We start from the raw sequence: 20,843 nt of genomic DNA on the forward strand, positions 1-20,843 counted from the left end.
TCAATAGTTTTTATGCGTATCAATGTGCCCGTATTAAACGGGTAAATTGTACATGCTAAAATACGCATGATTTTTAAATTGGATAAGTAAACAGGACATAAGTTACATTAACGCGTAAATCGTAGCCATTCTTTTCAAATTTATTTAATTTAATCAGTAACGTTTTATGGGTAATTGCGTCTGATAATTATACAGATACCTGTAAATGGTCACCAAAAAACAAACTGCAGGCAAAACTGGGCTGCCAATGGTATGCAATAACATGAATATAGCCATTGTTATTGATGCTGAAATTGCTATGCCCGTGAGCTGCGGTTTTTTCAATAACCAGCTGGATATCAACATAAAAAATAAAATATTAAAACAAAACGGGGGGATGCCCCGTTTACCGTTAATATATGTATTTAGCCAGGCTACAGGTTATATAGGGTTCAAAAAATGGCAATTATTTGACACCAGCCAATTTTGGAGGCATTATTTACCTCCCCCTTAAATTTAAATCACAAAAAAATTGCCGCGGAGAAAACGGTGAACCACCTCTGGTGGCGGCCCCGCAGAACCGCCACCGTTTTTGAAAGATAAAGCCCTAATGTATTAAGACCTTACCATCCCTGAGAAAGATGGTGAGAAAGATCAAACATGAGATTGATCTGGATTTAGTTGATGTTATTGATTTGGTCAATAACCGGGCGTTCCGGGGGTGAGATACCGGGACGCTTTCTTATTTAGTTGATATACGTAGATTTCACTATTTAAGTTTTATAAAAAATAGTTATTTCAGGTTAAGTGTGTATTGAACACTAAACAAATATAATTAATTGAAAACTAAATGCTCAATCGATTGCAAAAAAAATATCTTTTTATTTCTATCAGCTAAGGTGGGGTTATATGCTTAAAAATTATAGTTAATACCCGCTCTTAAACTGGTTAAATTTATAGAGTAGTTATTGATATTTTTTGCGTCGTTGTTCGCATTATCGGTAATGGAGGTTTTAAAAGCATACGATATTGAAATATCAAATTTCTTATTTATAACAAAGCCAGCTTTAACGGGGTAAGTTATCCAATAAGTGTTCAGGGAAAGATAATTGCTTGCAGATTCGCCCGTGAAATTATTATGAAAATCATTACCTGTGTTTTTTGAAAGATTAAACGCCAGGCCCATATCTAAATAAAATTTAAGTTCACTGGTATTGTAAATATTATACAGAATCTGCGGATAGAGTACTGCTATGTATTGGTCAAACTGGTAGTTGCTTTTAGGTTTTTCGGGTTGGTTATAATAAACATCAACTATGCTTTTATAGGCATTTTTTGTGAAAAGGAACTCAACTCTGAAAGCAAATTGCCTCACGTTTGCATTGGGATAAATATTTGCACCTACCGAAAGGGTTGGCCATACTGATGTTTTATTTGGTGCATTATAAAATGGGAAAGTACCTGTGAGTTTCAAGGAGTTAATGCTGACACCAGCACCAGCAAAAAACTCTATGGCACTACCCGTTCCATAATTCCTGGTATCGGCACTCATTTTGTTTATTTTTTCAGCTATCTTTTTTAGCTCAGGACCATTATACTGTGCTTTTTCAATGCTTAACTTAAGCTCATCAGAGGTGGGGTTATACTTTTGTGCTAACCCATATAACTGCGACACAAATACATTTTCGCTGTGCGTTTCAACACCGCGGTCTGGTGTATGATATATCCTGTAAATTAGTTCGTAGGGCTGGTTGTTTTGGCTTTCGGCAATAAAATACCGCGGCTTCAGATTGTCAACATATGAGTACAGCGTTACATTAGGACCTTTTTGTATTACTTTTAAAAATGTGGCATCTTGTTTATAACCGGTATCGCGCCCGGTAGAAAGTCTTGAAATATTGGTTTCATCTGTACTTATAGGGCCTATGTATTGATCGTAAGTTACATTTGTAGAACCGAAAGCTTTGATCTCCTTTGCAGTGTAATTCTTAACATCTGTTTCACTTTTGAAGTAAACGTTGCTCGGGTTATTTTCCCATTCCTTTAAATCAATAGAGCCTTTTAATGTATCTCCTTTGGATGTAACTATATAACCTGGTTTATAGTTGCTTTGTGCGTAAGAAAAAATAGGTAATAGTAATAGTGCAGCAAATAATAGTTTGTAAAAGTGTTTCATGAATACCGGTTTAGGTTTAATCGGGGGCAATATATTAAAAATATTATTATCCGAAATCATAATAGCAACAATTATTTTACAGAATCTGCTGTAGTTAAAAATGAGCTATTTTTACATTTTTTATATACATTTACCCCGTCAATTGTAAATTAAGTTGAATGAAACCGCTTTTATTAAAAGTTTCTTCGGGACCCGCGCATTCATTTAGTGTTAGGCACGATGTGTTGCCCGATATAAATAACAGGTGGCATTGCCATCCTGAGCTTGAGCTGATATACTTTAAAAAAGGCAGCGGAACCCAGTTTATTGGCGACAGCATTAAACAGTTTAAAGCAGGAGATATGGTGCTGGTAGGTTCAAACCTGCCGCATTACTGGCGTTTTGACGATGCTTATTTTCATCATGATGAAAATATAAAAGTTGAAATGATTGTAGTGCATTTTTGCGAAAACTTTTGGGGCGACCAGTTTTTACAACTCCCCGAAAACAAACTAATAAAAGTTTTACTGGAACGCTCCAAGCGAGGGTTGCAGATAAGCGGGAGCACCAAAGAGAAGATGGCGGCTTTACTTGCCGCCATGCTCAACACCGATGGCGCCGACAGGATTATTATGCTGCTTACCGCCCTCAATACCTTAGCCACCAGTAACCCGGTGAATTACTTAACATCAATTGGCTTTAAGTACGATCATAATGAATCTGAAAACGACAGGCTGAATAACATTTATGAATACTCGGTTCGTAACTTCCGGAAAAAAATATACCTGGATGAGATTGCTGAAATTGCCGGTGTAAGTTCCAATTCCTTTTGCCGGTATTTTAAATCAAAAACCCGTAAAACCTATTCGCAGTTTATTATCGAAATAAAAGTGGGTTATGCCTGCAAACTGTTAATTGAAAACAAGCTGAATATTAAGCAACTATGTTATGATAGCGGGTTTAATAATTTTTCTACTTTTCATAAACACTTTAAACAGGTAACGGGTAAAAGTCCGCTGATGTATCAAAAGGAATTTACCAAGAACTAAGCTGTAGGGAGAATAAACCCGACCACCCTCTCTTCACCTTCGGCGCAAAGAGGATGGTCGAGCGAAGCGACGACCGGGGGAGTCGATCCGAATTTGCCTTCATCTCTCAAATCACTTATTTTTAAGCGCTATGATCCATATCCAAATAAAGCCTTTGCAAAACATACCGCAAATTCGCGCAGAGCTAAGCGGGATGCTGATTGAGGTAGTGGCTAATGGAGGTTCGGTTGGTTTTATGCACCCCTTGTCATTAAGCGATGCCAATGCTTTTTGGGACAGCGCGCTGGCTGCGGCCTTCCGTAGTGAGCGGATAATTCTGGGCGCTTTTGATGGAGACAAACTTGTGGGTACAGTAACATTGCTGCTCAATCTTCCGCCCAACCAGCCGCACCGCGCCGAAATTGCTAAAATGATGACCCGCGTAAGCCATAGGGGCAGGGGCATTGCTAAAGCACTATTGCAAACGGCCGAAAGCTTGGCTATTGAACAGGGAAAAAACTTGCTGGTGTTGGATACCGCACAGGAAGAAGGTGCATCCGGATTGTATGAAAAACTTGGCTTTACTTTAACCGGCATAATTCCCGATTATGCGCTAAAGCCGCACGGAGGTTTAACAGCCACCATGATCTATTGGAAAAGGATAGGATGATAAATAAGGTAATTAATTGAACTTGTCATGCTGCAAAGTGAAGCATCTATATCTGCAATAAGCATATTGAAGAAAATCCTTCGTACCTACCCATGACATAATAATTTAAGCAGGCACAAGTTTCATATTTAATTCAAGGGCGAGTCTTTCTAATCGCCTTTGTTTCTGTTCTTTAAGAATGTTCTCATACGAGTGAAGGCCCTTCTCTACAAAGTCGGCGCCTTTTACGATTAAACGCCAGTATTGAGCAGCCAGTTTTCTGGCTGTAGCTTTAATAGCTATCGCGGGGCCTTTTCTACCCCTTAATCTTCTTGCAAATGAACCCCAGCCGATATACTTGCTGTTCAATAATCCATGGGCCATCTGTTTGAATATTTGCCCAACGGTCGGCTTACCCTTGCTTTTACTTTTGTTTTTCTTTCCTGAACGGTCATGCCCCGGCGATAAACCAAGCCAACTGGTGAAATGTTTTTCACTTGGCCATCGGCTAAGATCCGAACCTACCTCTGTGTATAACTGTAACCAGTTGTAATCTGTAATACCCGGGAGTTTGGTCGCGTCTTTACCATCAAATATTTTCAACAAGTGATCCCCCAGATTATCGATATTAGGTTTGTTGTGACGGATCGCTTTGCGTTTCCCGCCGCTTATTCCCGGCGGTAGGCTCTTGTCCCTGTTGATCCGCTGTAAAACACGATCAATCTGACTGTCGCATTCCTGTATCTGACCCTGATAAAAACCATAGCCCTTATAGGCCTGACCCAAGGCAAAAAGCCCCTGGGCTGTATAATGGCCCTGCAAGGCCTTCAATACTTCTTCTCCTTTATTCTCCCTGATCTTTTTATGGCACAGTGAAAACAACTTAGCAGGATCACGCTCACCCTGCAGTATCGCATCGATCAACGCCATGCCGCTTACTCCATGGACCTGGCTTAATACCTCCGGCAAACGGATATTCATTTCTATCAGTGCCTTCTGCATGTGTTGAACATGCATGGCCGCACTCCGAAGGTGATCCTCCCGAAGACGCTGATAACTACGCAATTCTTTGATATGCCCCTCTGAAACATAACAGCGGTTCAGTAAACCATAGCTATGCAACTGCTGTATCCACTGGCAATCCTTTACATCTGTTTTTCTGCCTGGTAACTGCCGTGTCTGCCGCCCGTCAACAAGCCACACATCTAATCCCGCATCCAAAAGAATATCATAAAGCACATACCAGTAAACTCCTGTCGCTTCCATGGCTACCGTACTTACTTTATGCTCCAATAAATAATGCTTAAGTGATTCCAGATCACTGGTGAAAGTTTCAAACGAACGAACCGGCTGACTTTCAAGCCCCACGAATAGCTTACGGGCGCCTATATCTATGCCCGCTGCATGAAAATGCATCTTTTCCATCCTTATATCCTTTTTTAAGAAGCCGTGCCCGAAGGAGTTTAAAGAAAAGACAGGCTACCCATCGGACAAATCACTCTTGTAAGGATCGTACCATACCTTCAGACTCTATACTTCAGAACCATACTCAGCAACAGGCAATAAGCACTATAACTTGATCTGACACACTGCACGGCTCAGCAAAGCTATGTCATTTCTCCTTCAGAGGCCAAGGATTTAATCACTCAGCATGACAATAAATTAAAATCAACCGTGTTATTTTAACTCGCTCTCCTCTGGAAATGGTCGGGGTGAGCTCCATGCCAAAAAAGCTTAACACTTTGACGATTTCAGAATAACTATTTTACGGCAAACTTTATTTCTTTGTACTACCAGTATAACCTGATTTGTAACATATTTATGGGCCACAGATATTGTTTAACACTTGACTTGGTTGATGACGAAACCTTAATTACCGAATACGAAAAATATCACGAGGCTATATGGCCCGAAATACAGGAAAGCATTGTAGGTTCGGGCGTTACCAACATGGAAATATACCGTTTTGGCGTGCGTTTGTGCATGATCATGGAAACCAATGATAGTTTCAGCTTTGAAAAAAAGGCCGCTGCTGATGCTACCAATAAAAAAGTGCAGGAGTGGGAAACCCTGATGTGGAAATACCAGCAGCCGGTAAAGGGCGCGCTTAAAGGCGAGAAGTGGGTTCTGATGGATAAAATATTTGCTTTGTAACCAATTACCAACTAAATAAAATTATGCTTAGAAGAACTCAATTACTATTAGCACTGGCGCTGTTGATCGTCTCACCGGTACTGGCTCAAAAAATGATAGGCAACGAAACCGATGCACAAAAAGAAAAACGTATGGAGTGGTGGAAAGACGACCGCTTTGGCATGTTCATTCACTGGGGATTGTATTCAGGCGCGGCGCGGCACGAGTGGGTAAAGCATAATGAAAAAATAGATAACGCGGGTTACCAGAAATATTTCGACCAGTTTAACCCCGATTTGTTCGATCCGCAAAAATGGGCAGCGCAAGCCAAGGCAGCGGGGATGAAGTACGCGGTATTAACCACCAAGCACCATGAAGGTTTTTGCCTGTTCGACTCTAAATATACCGATTACAAAGCGCCCAACACCCAAGCCAAACGTGATCTGGTGCGCGAGTATGTAAATGCTTTCCGTGCACAGGGCTTAAAAATTGGGTTTTATTATTCACTGCTCGACTGGCACCACCCTGATTATACCATCGATGAAATTCACCCGCAGTCGCCTAAAGATAAAAGCGATGCCTCTTATGCAGCATTGAACAAGAACCGCGATATGGCCAAGTACCGCCAGTACATGCGCGATCAGATCACCGAACTGTTAACCAAGTACGGTAAAATAGATATCCTTTGGCTTGATTTTTCATTTCCCCGTGCAGATGGTCATGGAAAAGGAAAGGACGAATGGGGTTCTGTTGAATTGCTAAAACTGATCAGGAAATTGCAGCCCGGTATCATTGTAGATAACCGTCTTAACCTGGAAGAATATAAAGACGGCGCTGATTTTGAAACCCCCGAGCAGGTAAGTACAAAGGAGTTGTTAAAATACCGGGGCAAAACCTGGGAAACTTGTCAGACGTTTTCAGGCTCATGGGGCTACTATCGCGACGAGAATACCTGGAAAACACACCGCCAGCTGCTCGATCTGTTAATTACATCAACAAGTAATGGCGGCAACCTGATACTAAATGTTGGACCAACGGCACGAGGTGAGTTTGACTACAGGGCAACCCGCGCGCTGGACAGCCTTAGCCATTGGATGCATGCTAACAGCACAGCCATTTATAACTGTACTTATGCACCCGATACTTACAAGGCACCGGATAGTTCAAAGCTTACTTATAACCAAACTACAAAGCGCTTATATGTACACCTGTATAATTACCCTAACACCGGCAAACTAATTTTACCCGGATACAATGGTAAAATTAGTTACGCGCAGTTTTTGAATGATCATTCAGAACTTTTGTATAAGCCATCGGCTTCAAATACCGAAGATCTGGTGCTAACGCTGCCGGCCAAAAAGCCCGATTACGAGATACCGGTAATTGAGCTAACACTTACAAATTAGCATAAAACGAATATAGATAATAAGGACTTATAAATAATGTCAGCACAAAAGGAAACGTTTTTAAGGATACACCCGCATGATAACGTGCTGGTAGCCCTTCAAGATTTGGAACAGGGAACAGTGATCAATTTTGAGGGTAATACTTTTACCCTGGTCGATCGCATAGCCGCCAAGCATAAATTCGCCATAAACGAATTAAAAACCGGGCAGGAGATATACATGTACGGGGTACTGGTAGGTAAAACAACCAGCACTATACCACGGGGCGGCCTGCTGAGCACACAAAATGTACACCATGCATCAGATGGTTTTCATTTAGGCGAACGTAAGCTCAACTGGCATCAGCCCGATACTGCAAACTTCGAAAGTAAAACATTCAATGGCTATCACCGGGCTGATGGGTCGGTAGGAACGGCAAATTACTGGATTGTAGTGCCGCTTGTATTTTGCGAAAACCGTAACATCAATGTGCTGAAAGAAGCCCTAGTTGATAAGCTTGGCTACAAAAAAGCTAAAAGTTACGAGGGCGATGTAGAGCAATTGGTAGAGCTCTACCAGGCGGGCAAATCGGTAGAAGAGATATTGAATGCCGATATCCAGGCTTCGGCAGAAAAGGCGGATTCAAAACGCCTATTTAAAAACATAGATGGTATTAAGTTTCTAAACCACAGCATGGGCTGTGGCGGAACCAAAGACGATTCTGACGCGCTTTGCGGTTTAATTGCTGGCTACATTACACACCCCAACGTAGCGGGGGCGACCGTATTAAGTTTAGGCTGCCAGCATGCGCAGGTGAGTATTTTACAGGCCGAGATTGCCAAACGTGACCCGTCTTTCAATAAACCTATGGTGGTGCTGGAACAGCAAAAGGTAGGCACCGAAAGCGAACTGCTAAAACAGGCCCTTAAACAAACCTTTGCAGGTCTGGTACAAGCCAACCAAAACCAGCGCCAGCCTGCACCTTTGTCAAAACTTTGCATTGGTATGGAGTGCGGTGGCTCTGACGGTTTTTCGGGTATTTCGGCAAACCCGGCTTTGGGGTATGTGTCTGACCTGTTGGTAACCATGGGTGGCTCAGTAATTCTGGCAGAGTTTCCGGAACTGTGCGGTGTAGAACAGGAACTGAGCGATCGTTGTATTGACGAGGAAACCGCTAATCGCTTTATGCATTTAATGACCACCTATAATGCCAAAGCTGAGGCCGATGGTTCCGGCTTTTACGCTAATCCATCACCTGGCAATATCAGGGATGGTTTAATTACAGATGCCATTAAATCGGCAGGCGCGGCAAAAAAGGGTGGTAACTCGCCTGTAGCTGCTGTATTGGATTATCCCGAAAAGGTAACCAAACCAGGCCTTAACCTGCTTTGCACACCCGGCAGCGATGTAGAAAGCACTACCGCCGAGGTAGGCTCCGGCGCTAACATAGTTTTGTTTACCACAGGTTTGGGTACGCCAACAGGTAATCCTATTACTCCGGTAGTAAAATTATCAACTAATACTGCTATGTTTGAGCGCATGCCCGACATTATCGATATCAATTGCGGTACCATTATAGAGGGCAGCGAAACAATTCAGCAGGCCGGTGAACGTATTTTGAATTATGTGATACAACTGGCCAGTGGCGAAGTTGAACCCAAAGCGGTAAAATTAGGCCAGGATGATTTTATACCCTGGAAGCGGGGGGTATCGTTATAAAAAAGAGTAACTGTAAAAACAGGGTGTCATGCTGAGCCTGTCGAAGCATGGTGGGCAATAACCTCTCCGCGCAAGTCTTCGACAAGCTCAGACTGACTACCCCTCTTTTAACAGTCAAGTATATAATTCCTCTTTCCGGCGCAGCCGGAGAGCGGGGTGTCAGGCGAAGCGATGACAAGGTGAGTCGATTTACCGAACGAAACGAAATAAATAGAAGCTAACATGTTTAAATTAACCAATAAGTCGGTAGTGATTACAGGCGGAGGCAGCGGGATAGGCAAGGCCATGTCTGTATTGTTCGCGCAGCAGGGCGCTACCGTAAATATCATCGAACTAAACGATAAAGCAGCGGCTGAAACTGTAAGTGAAATTGAAGCAGCCGGCGGCAAAGCGACAGGTTATGCCTGTGATGTAAGCAACCAGCAACAGGTTATTGATACTTTTAATAAGATAGGTAAAATTGATATCCTGATCAACAACGCGGGCATAGCCCACATTGGTAGGGCCGATAACACCAGCACCGAGGATTTTGAACGGGTGTTTAATGTGAACGTAAAAGGCGCTTATAACTGTCTCTTCGCGGTTATTCCAATATTTAAAACTAACGGCGGTGGGGTAATATTAAATACAGCATCCATTGCGGCAAGCGTTGGTATTACCGACAGGTTTGCCTACTCAACCAGCAAGGGCGCTATTCATGCCATGACACTTTCGGTGGCTCGCGATTACCTGCATGATAACATCAGGTGTAACAGCATTTCGCCGGCACGCATCCACACGCCGTTTGTTGATGGGTTTATTGCCAAAAACTATGCCGGTCAGGAAGCTGAGATATTTGATAAACTATCCAAAAGCCAGCCGATTGGCCGTATGGGTAAATCTGAAGAGGTAGCTGCCCTGGCGCTGTACCTATGCTCAGACGAAGCCGGGTTTATCACCGGCACTGATTACCCTATTGATGGCGGATTTATCACATTAAACAACTAAGTAAATTGTACGTTTTACGTTATAGGTTGTACGTTTAAATGATATAACTATACCAAAACAACAAAAACGTATTACGTACCACGTAAAACATATCACCTAAAAAACAACACTACGCAATATGAAACTTATACGATTTGGAGCTAACGGACAGGAAAAACCAGGAGTGGTCCTTAACGATAAAAAATATGATGTATCTGCCTTTGGCGAAGACTATACTGAACAGTTTTTTGAAACTGATGGCGTAGCACGCCTGGCAGCTTTTATTAAAGACAAACAACTGCCTGAAGTTGCTGATGACGTACGTTTAGGAAGCCCTATCGTTCGTCCTTCAAAAATTGTGTGCATCGGTTTAAACTATGCCGATCACGCTAAGGAAACCAATGCACCCCTGCCACCTGAGCCGGTAATATTTATGAAGGCCTCCACCGCAATTGTTGGCCCGAATGATAATATCGTAATCCCTAAAAATTCAGTTAAAACTGATTGGGAAGTGGAGCTGGCCGTAGTGATAGGCAAAAAAGCATCTTATGTTGATGAAGCTACCGCTATGGATTACGTAGCCGGCTATGTATTGCATAATGACGTGTCAGAGCGCGAATTTCAGCTGGAACGTAATGGTACCTGGGATAAGGGAAAAGGTTGTGATACTTTTGCTCCGCTTGGTCCGTTTTTGGCTACACCCGATGAAATTGCCGATCCACATAACCTGCGCTTGTGGCTTAAGGTAAACGGGCAACTTTTGCAGGATGGTACCACCGCCAACTTTATTTTTAACCTGCCGCATTTAATATCATATACCAGCCAGTTCATGACCTTGCTGCCCGGCGACATTATTTCTACAGGTACGCCTGCCGGTGTTGGTTTGGGTATGAAACCTCCATTTTATTTGAAACCGGGCGATGTGGTTGAATTGGGCATCGATGGTCTGGGCGAATCGAAACAAAACGTTGTAGCTTATGCCTAAAATTGATGCGCACCAGCATTTCTGGATATTTGATCCGGTTCGCGACAGCTGGATCAATGATGATATGCTGGCCATAAAACGTGACTTTTCGCCTGCCGACCTGTTACCTGTATTGCAGCAAAACGGCATCGATGGCTGCGTGTCTGTACAGGCCAGTCAGTCGGACGAGGAAACTTTGTTTTTACTGGAGCACGCCGCTCAAAACGCTTTTATTAAGGGAGTGGTAGGCTGGGTTGATCTTAAAGCCGATGATCTGGAAGCGCAGCTGGAGCAGTATAAACAATACAGCAAGCTTAAAGGGTTCAGGCATGTATTACAGTCGGAGCCTGATGATCAGTATATGCTGCAGCCACAGTTTAAAAAAGGCATAGCCAGTTTACAAAAATATGGTTATACCTATGATATACTGATCTATCCGCAACATTTGCCTTATGCCGAGGTATTGGTTGGGGCATTTCCCGATCAGAAATTTGTGGTCGATCATTTGGCAAAACCACACATTAAAGATCAGCAAATAAGCCAGTGGCAAAAAGATATGGAAACATTGGCCAAACATCCGAATGTATGTTGCAAAATATCGGGTATGCTTACCGAGGCCGACTGGAAGGCCTGGAAAAGAGACGACTTTACGCCTTATCTGGACGTGGTATTCAACGCCTTTGGTATTAACCGGGTAATGTTTGGGTCCGACTGGCCCGTATGTCTGGTGGCCGGAGGCTATGAAGGCACCATGCAGGTAGTGAATAATTACTGCTCAAAGTTATCGGCCACAGAACAGGAATTGTTTTGGGGTAATAATGCTACAATTTTTTATAATTTATAATTTGCAGTATCTCAATATGATAGCATTTGCTATCGTATTGAGATTTTTAATAAATTCTCGTATAACGCAAAAATTCAGGCTCCGCGTTAAAAAGATTTAGCCTATCCATACTTATCGGTTAGTTTTAACCGGAACCCGCTTTTGTTCCTCGTAGTTTGCATTACTTTTGAAACCCGCTGCCGGCACATCCCCTTCAGCTAACAGGCGGATTATTTATGATTCAGATCATAATATAAATAATAAATTAACGTCAATATAAATTATGGCACGTATTTAGCTACATCATTTATGATGGCTGTTTAGTAACATATGCCGGGTGTTAAAATGCTCTGTTTGTTACTGTTAATGCCTTCATTTAAATTTATCAAAAAAAGTCATGTATATTATTTTATTAGAAATTACCGCCCTGCTTGCTGTAATTCTTCTGCCTGTGTTAGTAGTAAAGAAAAAATTCAGGAAAAGATCAAAACCGGCTTATAAGATTGATACCAATACTGAATATGCCCGTTATGCGATAAACGAAGATGGGTTTCTGGAAGAAATTAATGTAAGCAACTTATCAAAACACAAACATTAGTATAGTGTGTTTTAAAAAGCCATTGCGTGAAAGGTCAGGCAATGGCTTTTGTGTTTTTATATTTTGTGTTTTTAAAAAGACCCCTCGTCGGCAGTTGGTCCGTAGCTCGGTGGGAGAGGGATATTAAGCAGGCGTAAATAAACTCCCATTTGTGCCCGGTGATGTACAGTTTGTGAATAAGCCATCCTGATGATTTCGGCTTTGGACGACACACTGATAACATGATCGCCGTTGCGTAAGGTCCATTCTTTTTTCAGCTCATCATCGTTGGTTTGCGCTAAATGCGATCTTCCCTTCTCTAACGTTTCTTCAAAATATTTCAGCAGCTCGGCAGTATTATCAATGGTTGTTCCTACATAAGGGTTACTGGCAAAATCAAGTTCACTGGTGGTAAGCGCCATGGCTACCCAGCCGGGCAATTCGGCAATATGATTGGCAAGTCGCTGCACGGTCATACTTTTTTCATGCGGCTGCCATTGGTATTTATCATTAGGGATACGCTCAAGCATTTTACGGGTGGTTTGAGCTTCCTGCTCCATTTCTTTTAATAACATTGGGATAATTGACATGACTTTATTGTTTAAGTGTTACTGTTTTTGTTTACAATTCAAAGAAACAAACAGCTGGTGACAGCCCTATGTCAGCAGGATTTTATAAATGGAAAAATAATAGAAAAGACTCACCCCGGCGTCGCTTCGCTTGCCGACCCTCTATACGCCTGCGGCGCAAAGAGGGTGCAGGGTTTTTATTTTATTTGTGTTGCATTGATTATTCAGTATTCATTCCTCTTTCCCCAACCCTCTTTGCGGCGAAGCCGTAGGAGGGTGATCCAGCGAAGCGCAGATCGGGTGAGTCGAAGGGCGTGCGTAGCGCCTCGCCCGTCATGCTTCGACAAGCTCCTGCATGACAGCCCGCGCTCAACATTATTTCTCCCGTCAGCAGATAAGCTTCGGGCGAAAGCAGGCAGAACATAGTGGTTGTCATCGTACCTCGCCGACAGTAAGTAAACCGATTTATTTTAACAACGGGCTATTTAACCTCATTACCATAACCTATATTAGTAGCAGTATAAGCCTGGTGTATTGCAACCGACAGATGGGGTTGCCACAACAAAACACAATAGATATATTACTTTTTCAATTATAAACCATAATATGAAAGGCCTCTTTCTTTACATCTTATTTGCTATACCAGCTATGTGCCTGGCGCAGACACCGGCTGTTGATAATTTAACATGCGAATACCTCTTCAACCCGGTTGGGATTGACCAGGTACAACCACGCCTGAGCTGGAAAATAAATAGCGCGCAAAGAAATACCCTGCAGCAGGCTTATCATATCAGGGTAGCCACAGATGCATCTTTTTCATCATCAAAAACGGTCTGGAACACCGGTAAGATCAGTTCAGATTCATCTATACTGATCACCTATCAGGGGGCACCGTTAAAATCGGCCACGCGTTATTACTGGCAGGTGAAAATCTGGGACAACCACGGCCACATATCAGCCTGGAGCAAAACCGCTTATTTTGAAACCGGGCTGCTTTCGCCTGCCGACTGGACTGCCAGCTGGATAGTTCCGCAGCAGGATTCGCTGCGTAAAATAGCCGCGCCTATGCTCCGCAAACAGTTCACCTTATCAAAAAAAATTGTATCGGCCAGGGCTTATGTTACTGCGCATGGCCTGTATGAATTGTACCTGAACGGTAAAAAGGTGGGCGACCAGGAACTTACCCCCGGCTGGACGGAGTATAAAAAACGCCTCCAATATCAGGTATATGATATAACTACTATGCTGCAACAGGGCGATAATGTGGTGGGTGCCATGATAGGCGATGGCTGGTTTCGCGGCACAACGGGTATTAATCAATGGGCTTTTTGGGGCAGAAAACTGGCTCTGTTATGCCAGCTGCAAATTACGTATGCGGATGGTACGGTACAGCATATTAACTCCGATGGATCATGGAAAGGGTTTAAAAGCAGCCCTGTAACGCTCAATGGTATTTATGACGGTGAAAATTATGACGCCCGCAAAGAAATACCCGGCTGGGATAGTAAGGGCTTTAATGATGCCGGTTGGGTACCGGTAGATACGGCTGTTTATGATAAAAAGATGCTGGTAGGGGTAGAGAGCGTTCCCGTTCATAAAATTCAGGAAATTAAACCCATTGGCATATTTAAAAGCCCTAAAGGGACACAGATTATTGATTTTGGGCAAAACCTTACCGGTTGGGTTCGTTTAAAGGTGAGCGGACCGGCGGGACAAACCATTAATATTCGCCACGCTGAGGTGCTTGATAAATTCGGTGAGTTTTATACGGCTAATCTGCGCAAGGCAACGGCAACTATCAATTATACGCTCAAGGGAGGCGGTGCCGAAGTGCATGAACCTCATTTTACCTTTTTTGGTTTCAGGTATATTGCGGTAACCGGTTTCCCAGGCGAAATTAAACCGGAGAATTTTACCGCCGTAGTGGTGCATTCTGCTATGCCGGTTACCGGAGAGTTTACCTGCTCCGATACCATGATCAATAAACTGCAGCACAATATCATGTGGGGACAGAAAGGCAATTTTGTTGATATCCCTACAGATTGCCCGCAGCGCGACGAGCGCCTGGGCTGGACAGGCGATGCACAAGTGTTTTCGCGCACGGCCGCATTTAACATGCAGGTTGCACCTTTTTTTGCCAAATGGATGAAGGATGTAGCAGCCGACCAGTATCCGAACGGCGGGATACCTTTTGTGGTGCCCGATAATTTGCTTACCAACCAGGCCACCTCAGCAGGCTGGGGCGATGTGTCTGTTATTGTTCCGTGGACCATGTACCAGGTGTATGCTGATAAACGCATTTTGCAAACCCAGTACCCAAGCATGAAAGCCTACGTTGACTATATTGTTAAAAAGTCGGGCAGCAGGTATATATGGCATGGGGGCAGCTTGTTTGGCGATTGGCTGTTTTACCGCCCGGGTATTTATGACTTTTCGGAGCCTAACGGTTATACCAGTCCCGATTTGATAGCTACCGCTTTTTATGCTTATTCGTCAAAACTGTTGAGCCAGGCGGCCGGTGTACTGGGTAATACTGCCGATGAAAAGAAATACGGCGATATATACGAGCACGTAAAAAAGGCGTTTATCCACAATTATATTACGCCAACCGGCCGTGTATTTGCCGACTCACAAACCGGCTATGTGCTGGCCCTGAAGTTTGGATTAATGCCCGACAGTTTGAAGGCCAAAGCCGCTGCTTATCTGGTTGATGACGTGCGCAGTCGTAACAATCACCTGTCTACAGGATTTTTAGGTACGCCATATTTGTGCCAGGTGCTGTCGCAAAATGGGCATAGTAATGTGGCTTATGATCTATTGCTGCAAAAAACATATCCATCGTGGTTATACCCTGTTAAAATGGGCGCCACAACCATTTGGGAACGCTGGGATGGTATAAAAACCGACAGTACTTTCCAGGATAAAACGATGAACTCCTTTAACCATTATTCATACGGAGCAGTAGGCGACTGGATGTACCAGCAAATGGCCGGCTTGCAGATGGATGCGCCAGGTTACAAGCACATCATCATAAAACCTGAACCGCACCGCAAGTTCAGCTTTGTAAAAGCAAGTTTAGAGAGTATGTACGGGCAGGTATTGTCGTCATGGGCAGCAAAAGATGGTACTATGCAGGTACATGTTAAAATACCACCCAACACGACCGCTGATGTGATCTTGCCGGAAACAGACGGCCAGGAAATAAAACAGGACGGCAAACCGGTTACCGGAACCGCCGAAGAAAACAACACCGCCATCAAGGTGGGCTCCGGCGAATACACGTTCAGTTATCATTGGGTACCTAAAAAGGAAGCAAAAAAAACAGATAAGCGTATGGCTTCAACTGATTAACGAGGAAGTTAATCTCCTTTGTGTTGTTAATACGAAATAGTCCAAAGTGCAGCAGAGCGGCGCATTCACTGCCTGTATATTAATTAGCAATAAATCAATATATTGTCGTGTTCGCACTTTCAAAAAACGAACACCTGACAAAGGCTTAACCTACCAGTTGTTCAAACAGCTTCGTTAGGGTTAATTCCGCATCGAGGCACAGGCCCGGGTGTACTTTGGAGGGCTGTACCACCGTACTGCGGGTAGCCGTAAGCCAGCGGAAACGGGAAGCCATGTCCAATCTGGCAATAGCACCCGCATGTTTATCGCCATTGCAGATGCGCTCAAACGAGCTGATGTTATCCTTCAGACAATCTATATCAAGTTCAGAGCAAAACGCAGCCATGCGAGCCACATCAAGCTTAAACCGGGCCTGTAAAAACGCTTGCTTAGGGCAGTACAGGATAACCCCTATGTTTATAAACTCCTCGCGCTCCACCCTCGGCACAACGCGGATCACGGCGTACTCAAATAAGTGCTGCTCTTGCATATTGTGCTTCTTTTACAAATATTTCAGACGCGGCTACGCGTGTGGTTAAAAAACGGGTGTAAACGTCGCGACGTTCTTCCGGCGTACCATTTTCCGAATCGTCAGTAAGCCAGTCATCCGGAATCAGGTCGACAATAGCGCGTATACGCTCATCGGTCAGTATGGAACAAAACTCGGCGTCAACCTCATCCAGCATAGTGGCCTGCGGCAATAGTACATGGTCCTTAACCTGTACAAACGGGCGTATGGCCTGCTCATCCCAATTATACCAGGAATGGTGAAAATACAGGGCTGCGCCGTGGTCAATAAGCCATAGTTCTTTGTGCCACATCAGCATGTTGGTATTGCGAGGAGTACGGTCAACATTGGTAAGCAGACAATCAAGCCACACTATCTGCGAGGCAAGTTTGGCATCAAGCGTATTCACCACCGCATCATAAGTTATAGCGCCTGAAAGATAGTGCAGCGCAAGGTTAAGTCCAACGCTAAACTTAAGCAGGTCTTGTATCTCCTCATCCGCCTCCGAACGGCCGAAAGCCGGGTCAAGATTGGCAAAAACCAGTTCGGGTACTTTTAAACCCAGCAGGCGGGCAATTTCACCGCCAATAAGTTCTGCAATAAGTGCTTTTACGCCCTGCCCGGCGCCCCTAAACTTAAGTACATATAAAAACTCATCATCACCCTCGGCAATAGCCGGCATAGAACCACCCTCGCGCAAAGGGGTTACATAGCGTATCACATTAATTGTTCTGAGTTGTGGTTCAGCGTAATTCATAATGGATATTAAAAGTTTAAACACCATCTCTGTTAACCGGGTAAGCCCGCAAGATAGGCGCCCTGAAAATTAGATCAAATTTCTGAGAAATTAGCAAGATTAATCCTAATCGTTATATTTCTGCCTTAATGGTAGTTTTACCCTGGCATATTTGCACAAACAAAAACAAGGAATTAATTTACGATATTGCAATCACTATAATCTTATTAACAGATTAATAGGTTCCCCTTATGCCATTGAAACCGAAAACACGGAAGCTTTTCTTATTGAGTATAATGGCTTGTGTTTTTTGGTTTACGGGATATGGGCAAACACTGCCGCTGGTTAACTATACCATACAAAATGGCCTACCCGAAGCTACTGTTTACGCTGCTTATACGGATGTTTCAGGGTATTTATGGGTTGGCACACAAGGCGGTGCTGCGGCGTTTGACGGCCGTCAGTTCAGGGTGTTTGATTCGCAACTGGGCCTGCCCGATAATCATGTTACAGCTATAACCGGAGATGGCAGCCGTGTATATTTTGGCCACCGCTCCGGGGCAATATCGTTTTATAGTAACAATAGCGTAAACCAATTCACGCATAAGGATTTTGTGAATAAGTCGGCCATTAATGCTATGTTATGGCAAAACCAATCCCTATATCTTGCCACTCAGGGCAACGGGCTTTTTTGCATTACCTTTTCAAATAAAGGGAATAGCGTTAAACATTTCACAACAAAACAGCACCTTGTTTCAGATACCATTAATAAGCTAATAGTCAAAACTACCGGCGAAATATGGATGGCTACTACAAAAGGCCTGTCTGTATTTAATACTTTTACTGAGCAGGTAACTGCGGCTCTGCCGGCGACGGTAAATCAAAATATCCTATCGGTTTATCAACAGCCAAACGGTGTGCTATGGTGCGGTACAGCTTCAGGGGCTTTGTATTTTGATCCGGACAAACCCAATGTTCCCGTTAAAAAAATAACGCTTTCGCAGGGTCTTGTTGATGATTATATCAACATGATCCGGGGCGACAAAAAGGGTAATATTTGGCTGGCTACCAATAACGGGGTAGCTAAAATTACCAACGATATAATTAAATGTTTTACCAGGGCCAACGGTCTGCTTAGCGAGCAAGTTTATGATATAGCCGAAGACAGGGAGCACAATATTTGGTTGGCGCAGGACGATGGCATATCCAGCTATAAGGAATCGCCTTTTGAACTTTATACCACACACGATGGCCTGGTATATAATGAAGTGTACTCGATTATTGAAGATGATAAGCACAATTACTGGGTGGGTACCTCGCAGGGGATAACCGTATTTAATCCTCAAACTACCCCGGCTAAACATATCATGACCTTTACCCAAAAGAATGGCTTGCCCGATGATTTTGTTTATAAGGTTTTTATGGACAGTCGCAAAAATATATGGATTGCCTGCACAAATAAGGGCGCGGTATGCTACCTGCCGGATAAAAAAAGATTTCTTGTGTTTGACAGGTCAAACGGTTTGGCAGGCAAGGAGGTAGTGAGTATTAATGAGGATAAAAGGGGCCGGATATGGCTGGCTACGCTTGATAGCGGCATAGCGGTTTATAATTATGATAAAAAACAAATGCAGAGTTATAAGAGCGGCCACGGTTTTGTAAGCAATTCGGTGTGGACTGTATATCGTGACCCGAAAGGAGAGATGTGGCTTGGCAGCAGGGATAAGGGCCTGATACATTTTGATACCCAGACAGATAAATTCACGATAGTACCAGGACAGGAAAAACTCACGAATCGTGATTTTGGTTCGATAAGCAGTGATAGTAAAGGTAATATATGGATAGCCAGCATTGGTGGCGGGATTTTTAAATATGATGGAAAAAGCTTTAAACAATATGGTATCAGGCAGGGTATAAGATCAAATAACCCATATTTTATATTTTGCGACCGGGCCGACCGCATATGGTTGGGGACTAATCAGGGTATAGACCTGTTTGATCCGGGCACCTTAACCACACGTAATTTTGGACGGAACGATGGTTTTATGGGTATTGAAACAAATCAGAACGCCATATACCAATCACGTAATAATGATTTGTGGATAGGTACGGTAAATGGGCTGATGCGTTACCGGTTTACAAATGCTGAAGAAAACATTATAGCGCCGATAGTATATATCACCAAAAAACACCTGCTTTTTGATGATCAGGATCTTCACCGGGATAGGCTTACCTATAAGGAAAATCATATAACGTTTGACTATCTGGGCATAAGCCTCAGTAATGCCGATAAAATACGCTATAGTTACCTCCTTGACGGGTTTGACGCTAAATGGTCGCCCTTGTCAACCGAATCGCGGGTTAGTTATGCAAACTTACCGCCAGGTAAATACGCCTTTATGGTTAAGGCAGGATATAAAGGGGGCAACTGGAGCGCACCGGTAAGCTATAGTTTTGTAATATCACCTCCTTTTTTTAAAACATGGTGGTTTATTGTGCTGGTTTGTGTGGCTGTTTATGGTATTGCATCTACATTATACCGTTACCGGGTAAACCAGTTATTAACGCTGGAGAAGATGCGCAACAAAATAGCAAGTGATCTGCACGATGATATTGGATCGGCGTTAAGCAGCATCTCTATTTTTAGCGAAGTAGCCGATCAGCAATTAAAACAAGAGTCGCCGCATGAACGTACAAGAGAGGTTATAGGCCATATATCATATCACTCCCGGGCCATGCTGGAAGCAATGGACGATATTGTTTGGGCAGTAAATCCTAAAAATGATCATTTTAATGATCTCGCAGTACGCATGCGCGAGTTTGCAATCCCTTTACTGGAAGCACGCAATATAACTTTTGATATCAATATCAATCCCGATATTCAGAATACCCGCATCCAGATGGAAGCCCGTAAAAATATATTCCTGGTTTTTAAAGAATGTATCAATAACATTATTAAGCATTCGCATTGTACGCACATGTGGGTATCTGTAAATAAGCTGAATAACCAGCTGGAGTTTGTGGTTATTGATAATGGCAGGGGCTTTGACCAAAACCAGAAAAATAATCGTAATGGTTTGGGTAATATGCAAAAGCGCGCAGCTGAAATGAAGGGGGTGTTACAAATTAACAGCCGGCCCGGCAATGGTACCATGATCAAGCTACTGGTTAATATTTAGTAGAATAATTGAAGCTATCAGTATTCTTAATGTTAATAAAAACTCCTCGGTTAATATATTTTAATTGTTATGATAACATAAAT

At 43.3% G+C, this 20,843-nt stretch carries 17 protein-coding genes; 12 read left to right on the forward strand and 5 right to left on the reverse strand.

Features of this window, described 5'->3' with window-relative positions:
• The first annotated feature begins 205 nt into the window (after positions 1-205).
• Positions 206-493: a hypothetical protein gene (locus SNE25_RS11020; RefSeq protein WP_321565154.1), complete on the forward strand. Its 288-nt coding sequence runs from the start codon at positions 206-208 to the stop codon at positions 491-493.
• Positions 494-892: 399 nt separating this feature from the next.
• On the opposite strand, the gene SNE25_RS11025 is transcribed toward SNE25_RS11020, so the two are convergent.
• A complete protein-coding gene (locus tag SNE25_RS11025) occupies positions 893-2,155 on the reverse strand; it encodes a hypothetical protein (protein ID WP_321565155.1) in 1,263 nt (420 codons plus the stop codon).
• Between the two features lie 158 nt (positions 2,156-2,313).
• On the opposite strand from SNE25_RS11025, the gene SNE25_RS11030 reads away from it, so the two are divergent.
• A complete protein-coding gene (locus SNE25_RS11030) occupies positions 2,314-3,183 on the forward strand; it encodes an AraC family transcriptional regulator (RefSeq protein WP_321565156.1) in 870 nt (289 codons plus the stop codon).
• Positions 3,184-3,313: 130 nt separating this feature from the next.
• A complete protein-coding gene (locus tag SNE25_RS11035; protein ID WP_321565157.1) occupies positions 3,314-3,832 on the forward strand; it encodes a GNAT family N-acetyltransferase in 519 nt (172 codons plus the stop codon).
• Positions 3,833-3,937: 105 nt separating this feature from the next.
• On the opposite strand, the gene SNE25_RS11040 is transcribed toward SNE25_RS11035, so the two are convergent.
• Positions 3,938-5,236: an IS110 family RNA-guided transposase gene (locus tag SNE25_RS11040; protein ID WP_321565158.1), complete on the reverse strand. Its 1,299-nt coding sequence runs from the start codon at positions 5,234-5,236 to the stop codon at positions 3,938-3,940.
• Between the two features lie 396 nt (positions 5,237-5,632).
• On the opposite strand from SNE25_RS11040, the gene SNE25_RS11045 reads away from it, so the two are divergent.
• The 7 genes from SNE25_RS11045 (at position 5,633) to SNE25_RS11075 (ending at position 12,399) form a co-directional block, all read left to right on the forward strand.
• Complete coding sequence (locus tag SNE25_RS11045; protein WP_321565159.1) at positions 5,633-5,965, forward strand: L-rhamnose mutarotase; 333 nt, start codon at positions 5,633-5,635, stop codon at positions 5,963-5,965.
• Between the two features lie 23 nt (positions 5,966-5,988).
• Positions 5,989-7,350, forward strand: coding sequence for an alpha-L-fucosidase (locus SNE25_RS11050; RefSeq protein ID WP_321565160.1), 1,362 nt, complete (start codon positions 5,989-5,991; stop codon positions 7,348-7,350).
• A 36-nt stretch (positions 7,351-7,386) separates the two neighbouring features.
• Positions 7,387-9,048, forward strand: coding sequence for a UxaA family hydrolase (locus tag SNE25_RS11055; protein WP_321565161.1), 1,662 nt, complete (start codon positions 7,387-7,389; stop codon positions 9,046-9,048).
• A 222-nt stretch (positions 9,049-9,270) separates the two neighbouring features.
• Positions 9,271-10,035, forward strand: a complete 765-nt coding sequence (locus tag SNE25_RS11060; RefSeq protein ID WP_321565162.1) for an SDR family NAD(P)-dependent oxidoreductase — start codon at positions 9,271-9,273, stop codon at positions 10,033-10,035.
• Between the two features lie 118 nt (positions 10,036-10,153).
• A complete protein-coding gene (locus SNE25_RS11065; protein ID WP_321565163.1) occupies positions 10,154-10,999 on the forward strand; it encodes a fumarylacetoacetate hydrolase family protein in 846 nt (281 codons plus the stop codon).
• Entirely contained in the window at positions 10,992-11,822 is an 831-nt protein-coding gene (locus SNE25_RS11070; protein ID WP_321565164.1) for an amidohydrolase family protein, read from the forward strand. Before SNE25_RS11065 ends, SNE25_RS11070 begins: the two co-directional genes overlap by 8 nt.
• 376 nt (positions 11,823-12,198) lie before the next feature.
• On the forward strand, positions 12,199-12,399 hold the full coding sequence (locus tag SNE25_RS11075; protein ID WP_321565165.1) for a hypothetical protein: 201 nt from the start codon (positions 12,199-12,201) through the stop codon (positions 12,397-12,399).
• Between the two features lie 71 nt (positions 12,400-12,470).
• Here SNE25_RS11075 and SNE25_RS11080 read toward each other — a convergent pair whose 3' ends face one another.
• Positions 12,471-12,968 carry a DinB family protein gene (locus SNE25_RS11080; RefSeq protein ID WP_321565166.1) on the reverse strand — a complete coding sequence of 166 codons (498 nt, stop codon included), beginning with the start codon at positions 12,966-12,968 and terminating at the stop codon, positions 12,471-12,473.
• A gap of 585 nt (positions 12,969-13,553) precedes the next feature.
• Here SNE25_RS11080 and SNE25_RS11085 point away from each other — a divergent pair.
• A complete protein-coding gene (locus SNE25_RS11085; RefSeq protein ID WP_321565167.1) occupies positions 13,554-16,298 on the forward strand; it encodes a glycoside hydrolase family 78 protein in 2,745 nt (914 codons plus the stop codon).
• Positions 16,299-16,443: 145 nt separating this feature from the next.
• Here SNE25_RS11085 and SNE25_RS11090 read toward each other — a convergent pair whose 3' ends face one another.
• On the reverse strand, positions 16,444-16,827 hold the full coding sequence (locus SNE25_RS11090; RefSeq protein ID WP_321565168.1) for a DUF3037 domain-containing protein: 384 nt from the start codon (positions 16,825-16,827) through the stop codon (positions 16,444-16,446).
• Positions 16,805-17,602, reverse strand: a complete 798-nt coding sequence (locus SNE25_RS11095) for a HipA family kinase (protein WP_321565169.1) — start codon at positions 17,600-17,602, stop codon at positions 16,805-16,807. Before SNE25_RS11095 ends, SNE25_RS11090 begins: the two co-directional genes overlap by 23 nt.
• Positions 17,603-17,832: 230 nt before the next feature.
• On the opposite strand from SNE25_RS11095, the gene SNE25_RS11100 reads away from it, so the two are divergent.
• Complete coding sequence (locus SNE25_RS11100) at positions 17,833-20,760, forward strand: ligand-binding sensor domain-containing protein (protein ID WP_321565170.1); 2,928 nt, start codon at positions 17,833-17,835, stop codon at positions 20,758-20,760.
• Positions 20,761-20,843 lie beyond the last annotated feature (83 nt).

Source organism: Mucilaginibacter sabulilitoris (assembly GCF_034262375.1).
Classification (GTDB): domain Bacteria; phylum Bacteroidota; class Bacteroidia; order Sphingobacteriales; family Sphingobacteriaceae; genus Mucilaginibacter; species Mucilaginibacter sabulilitoris.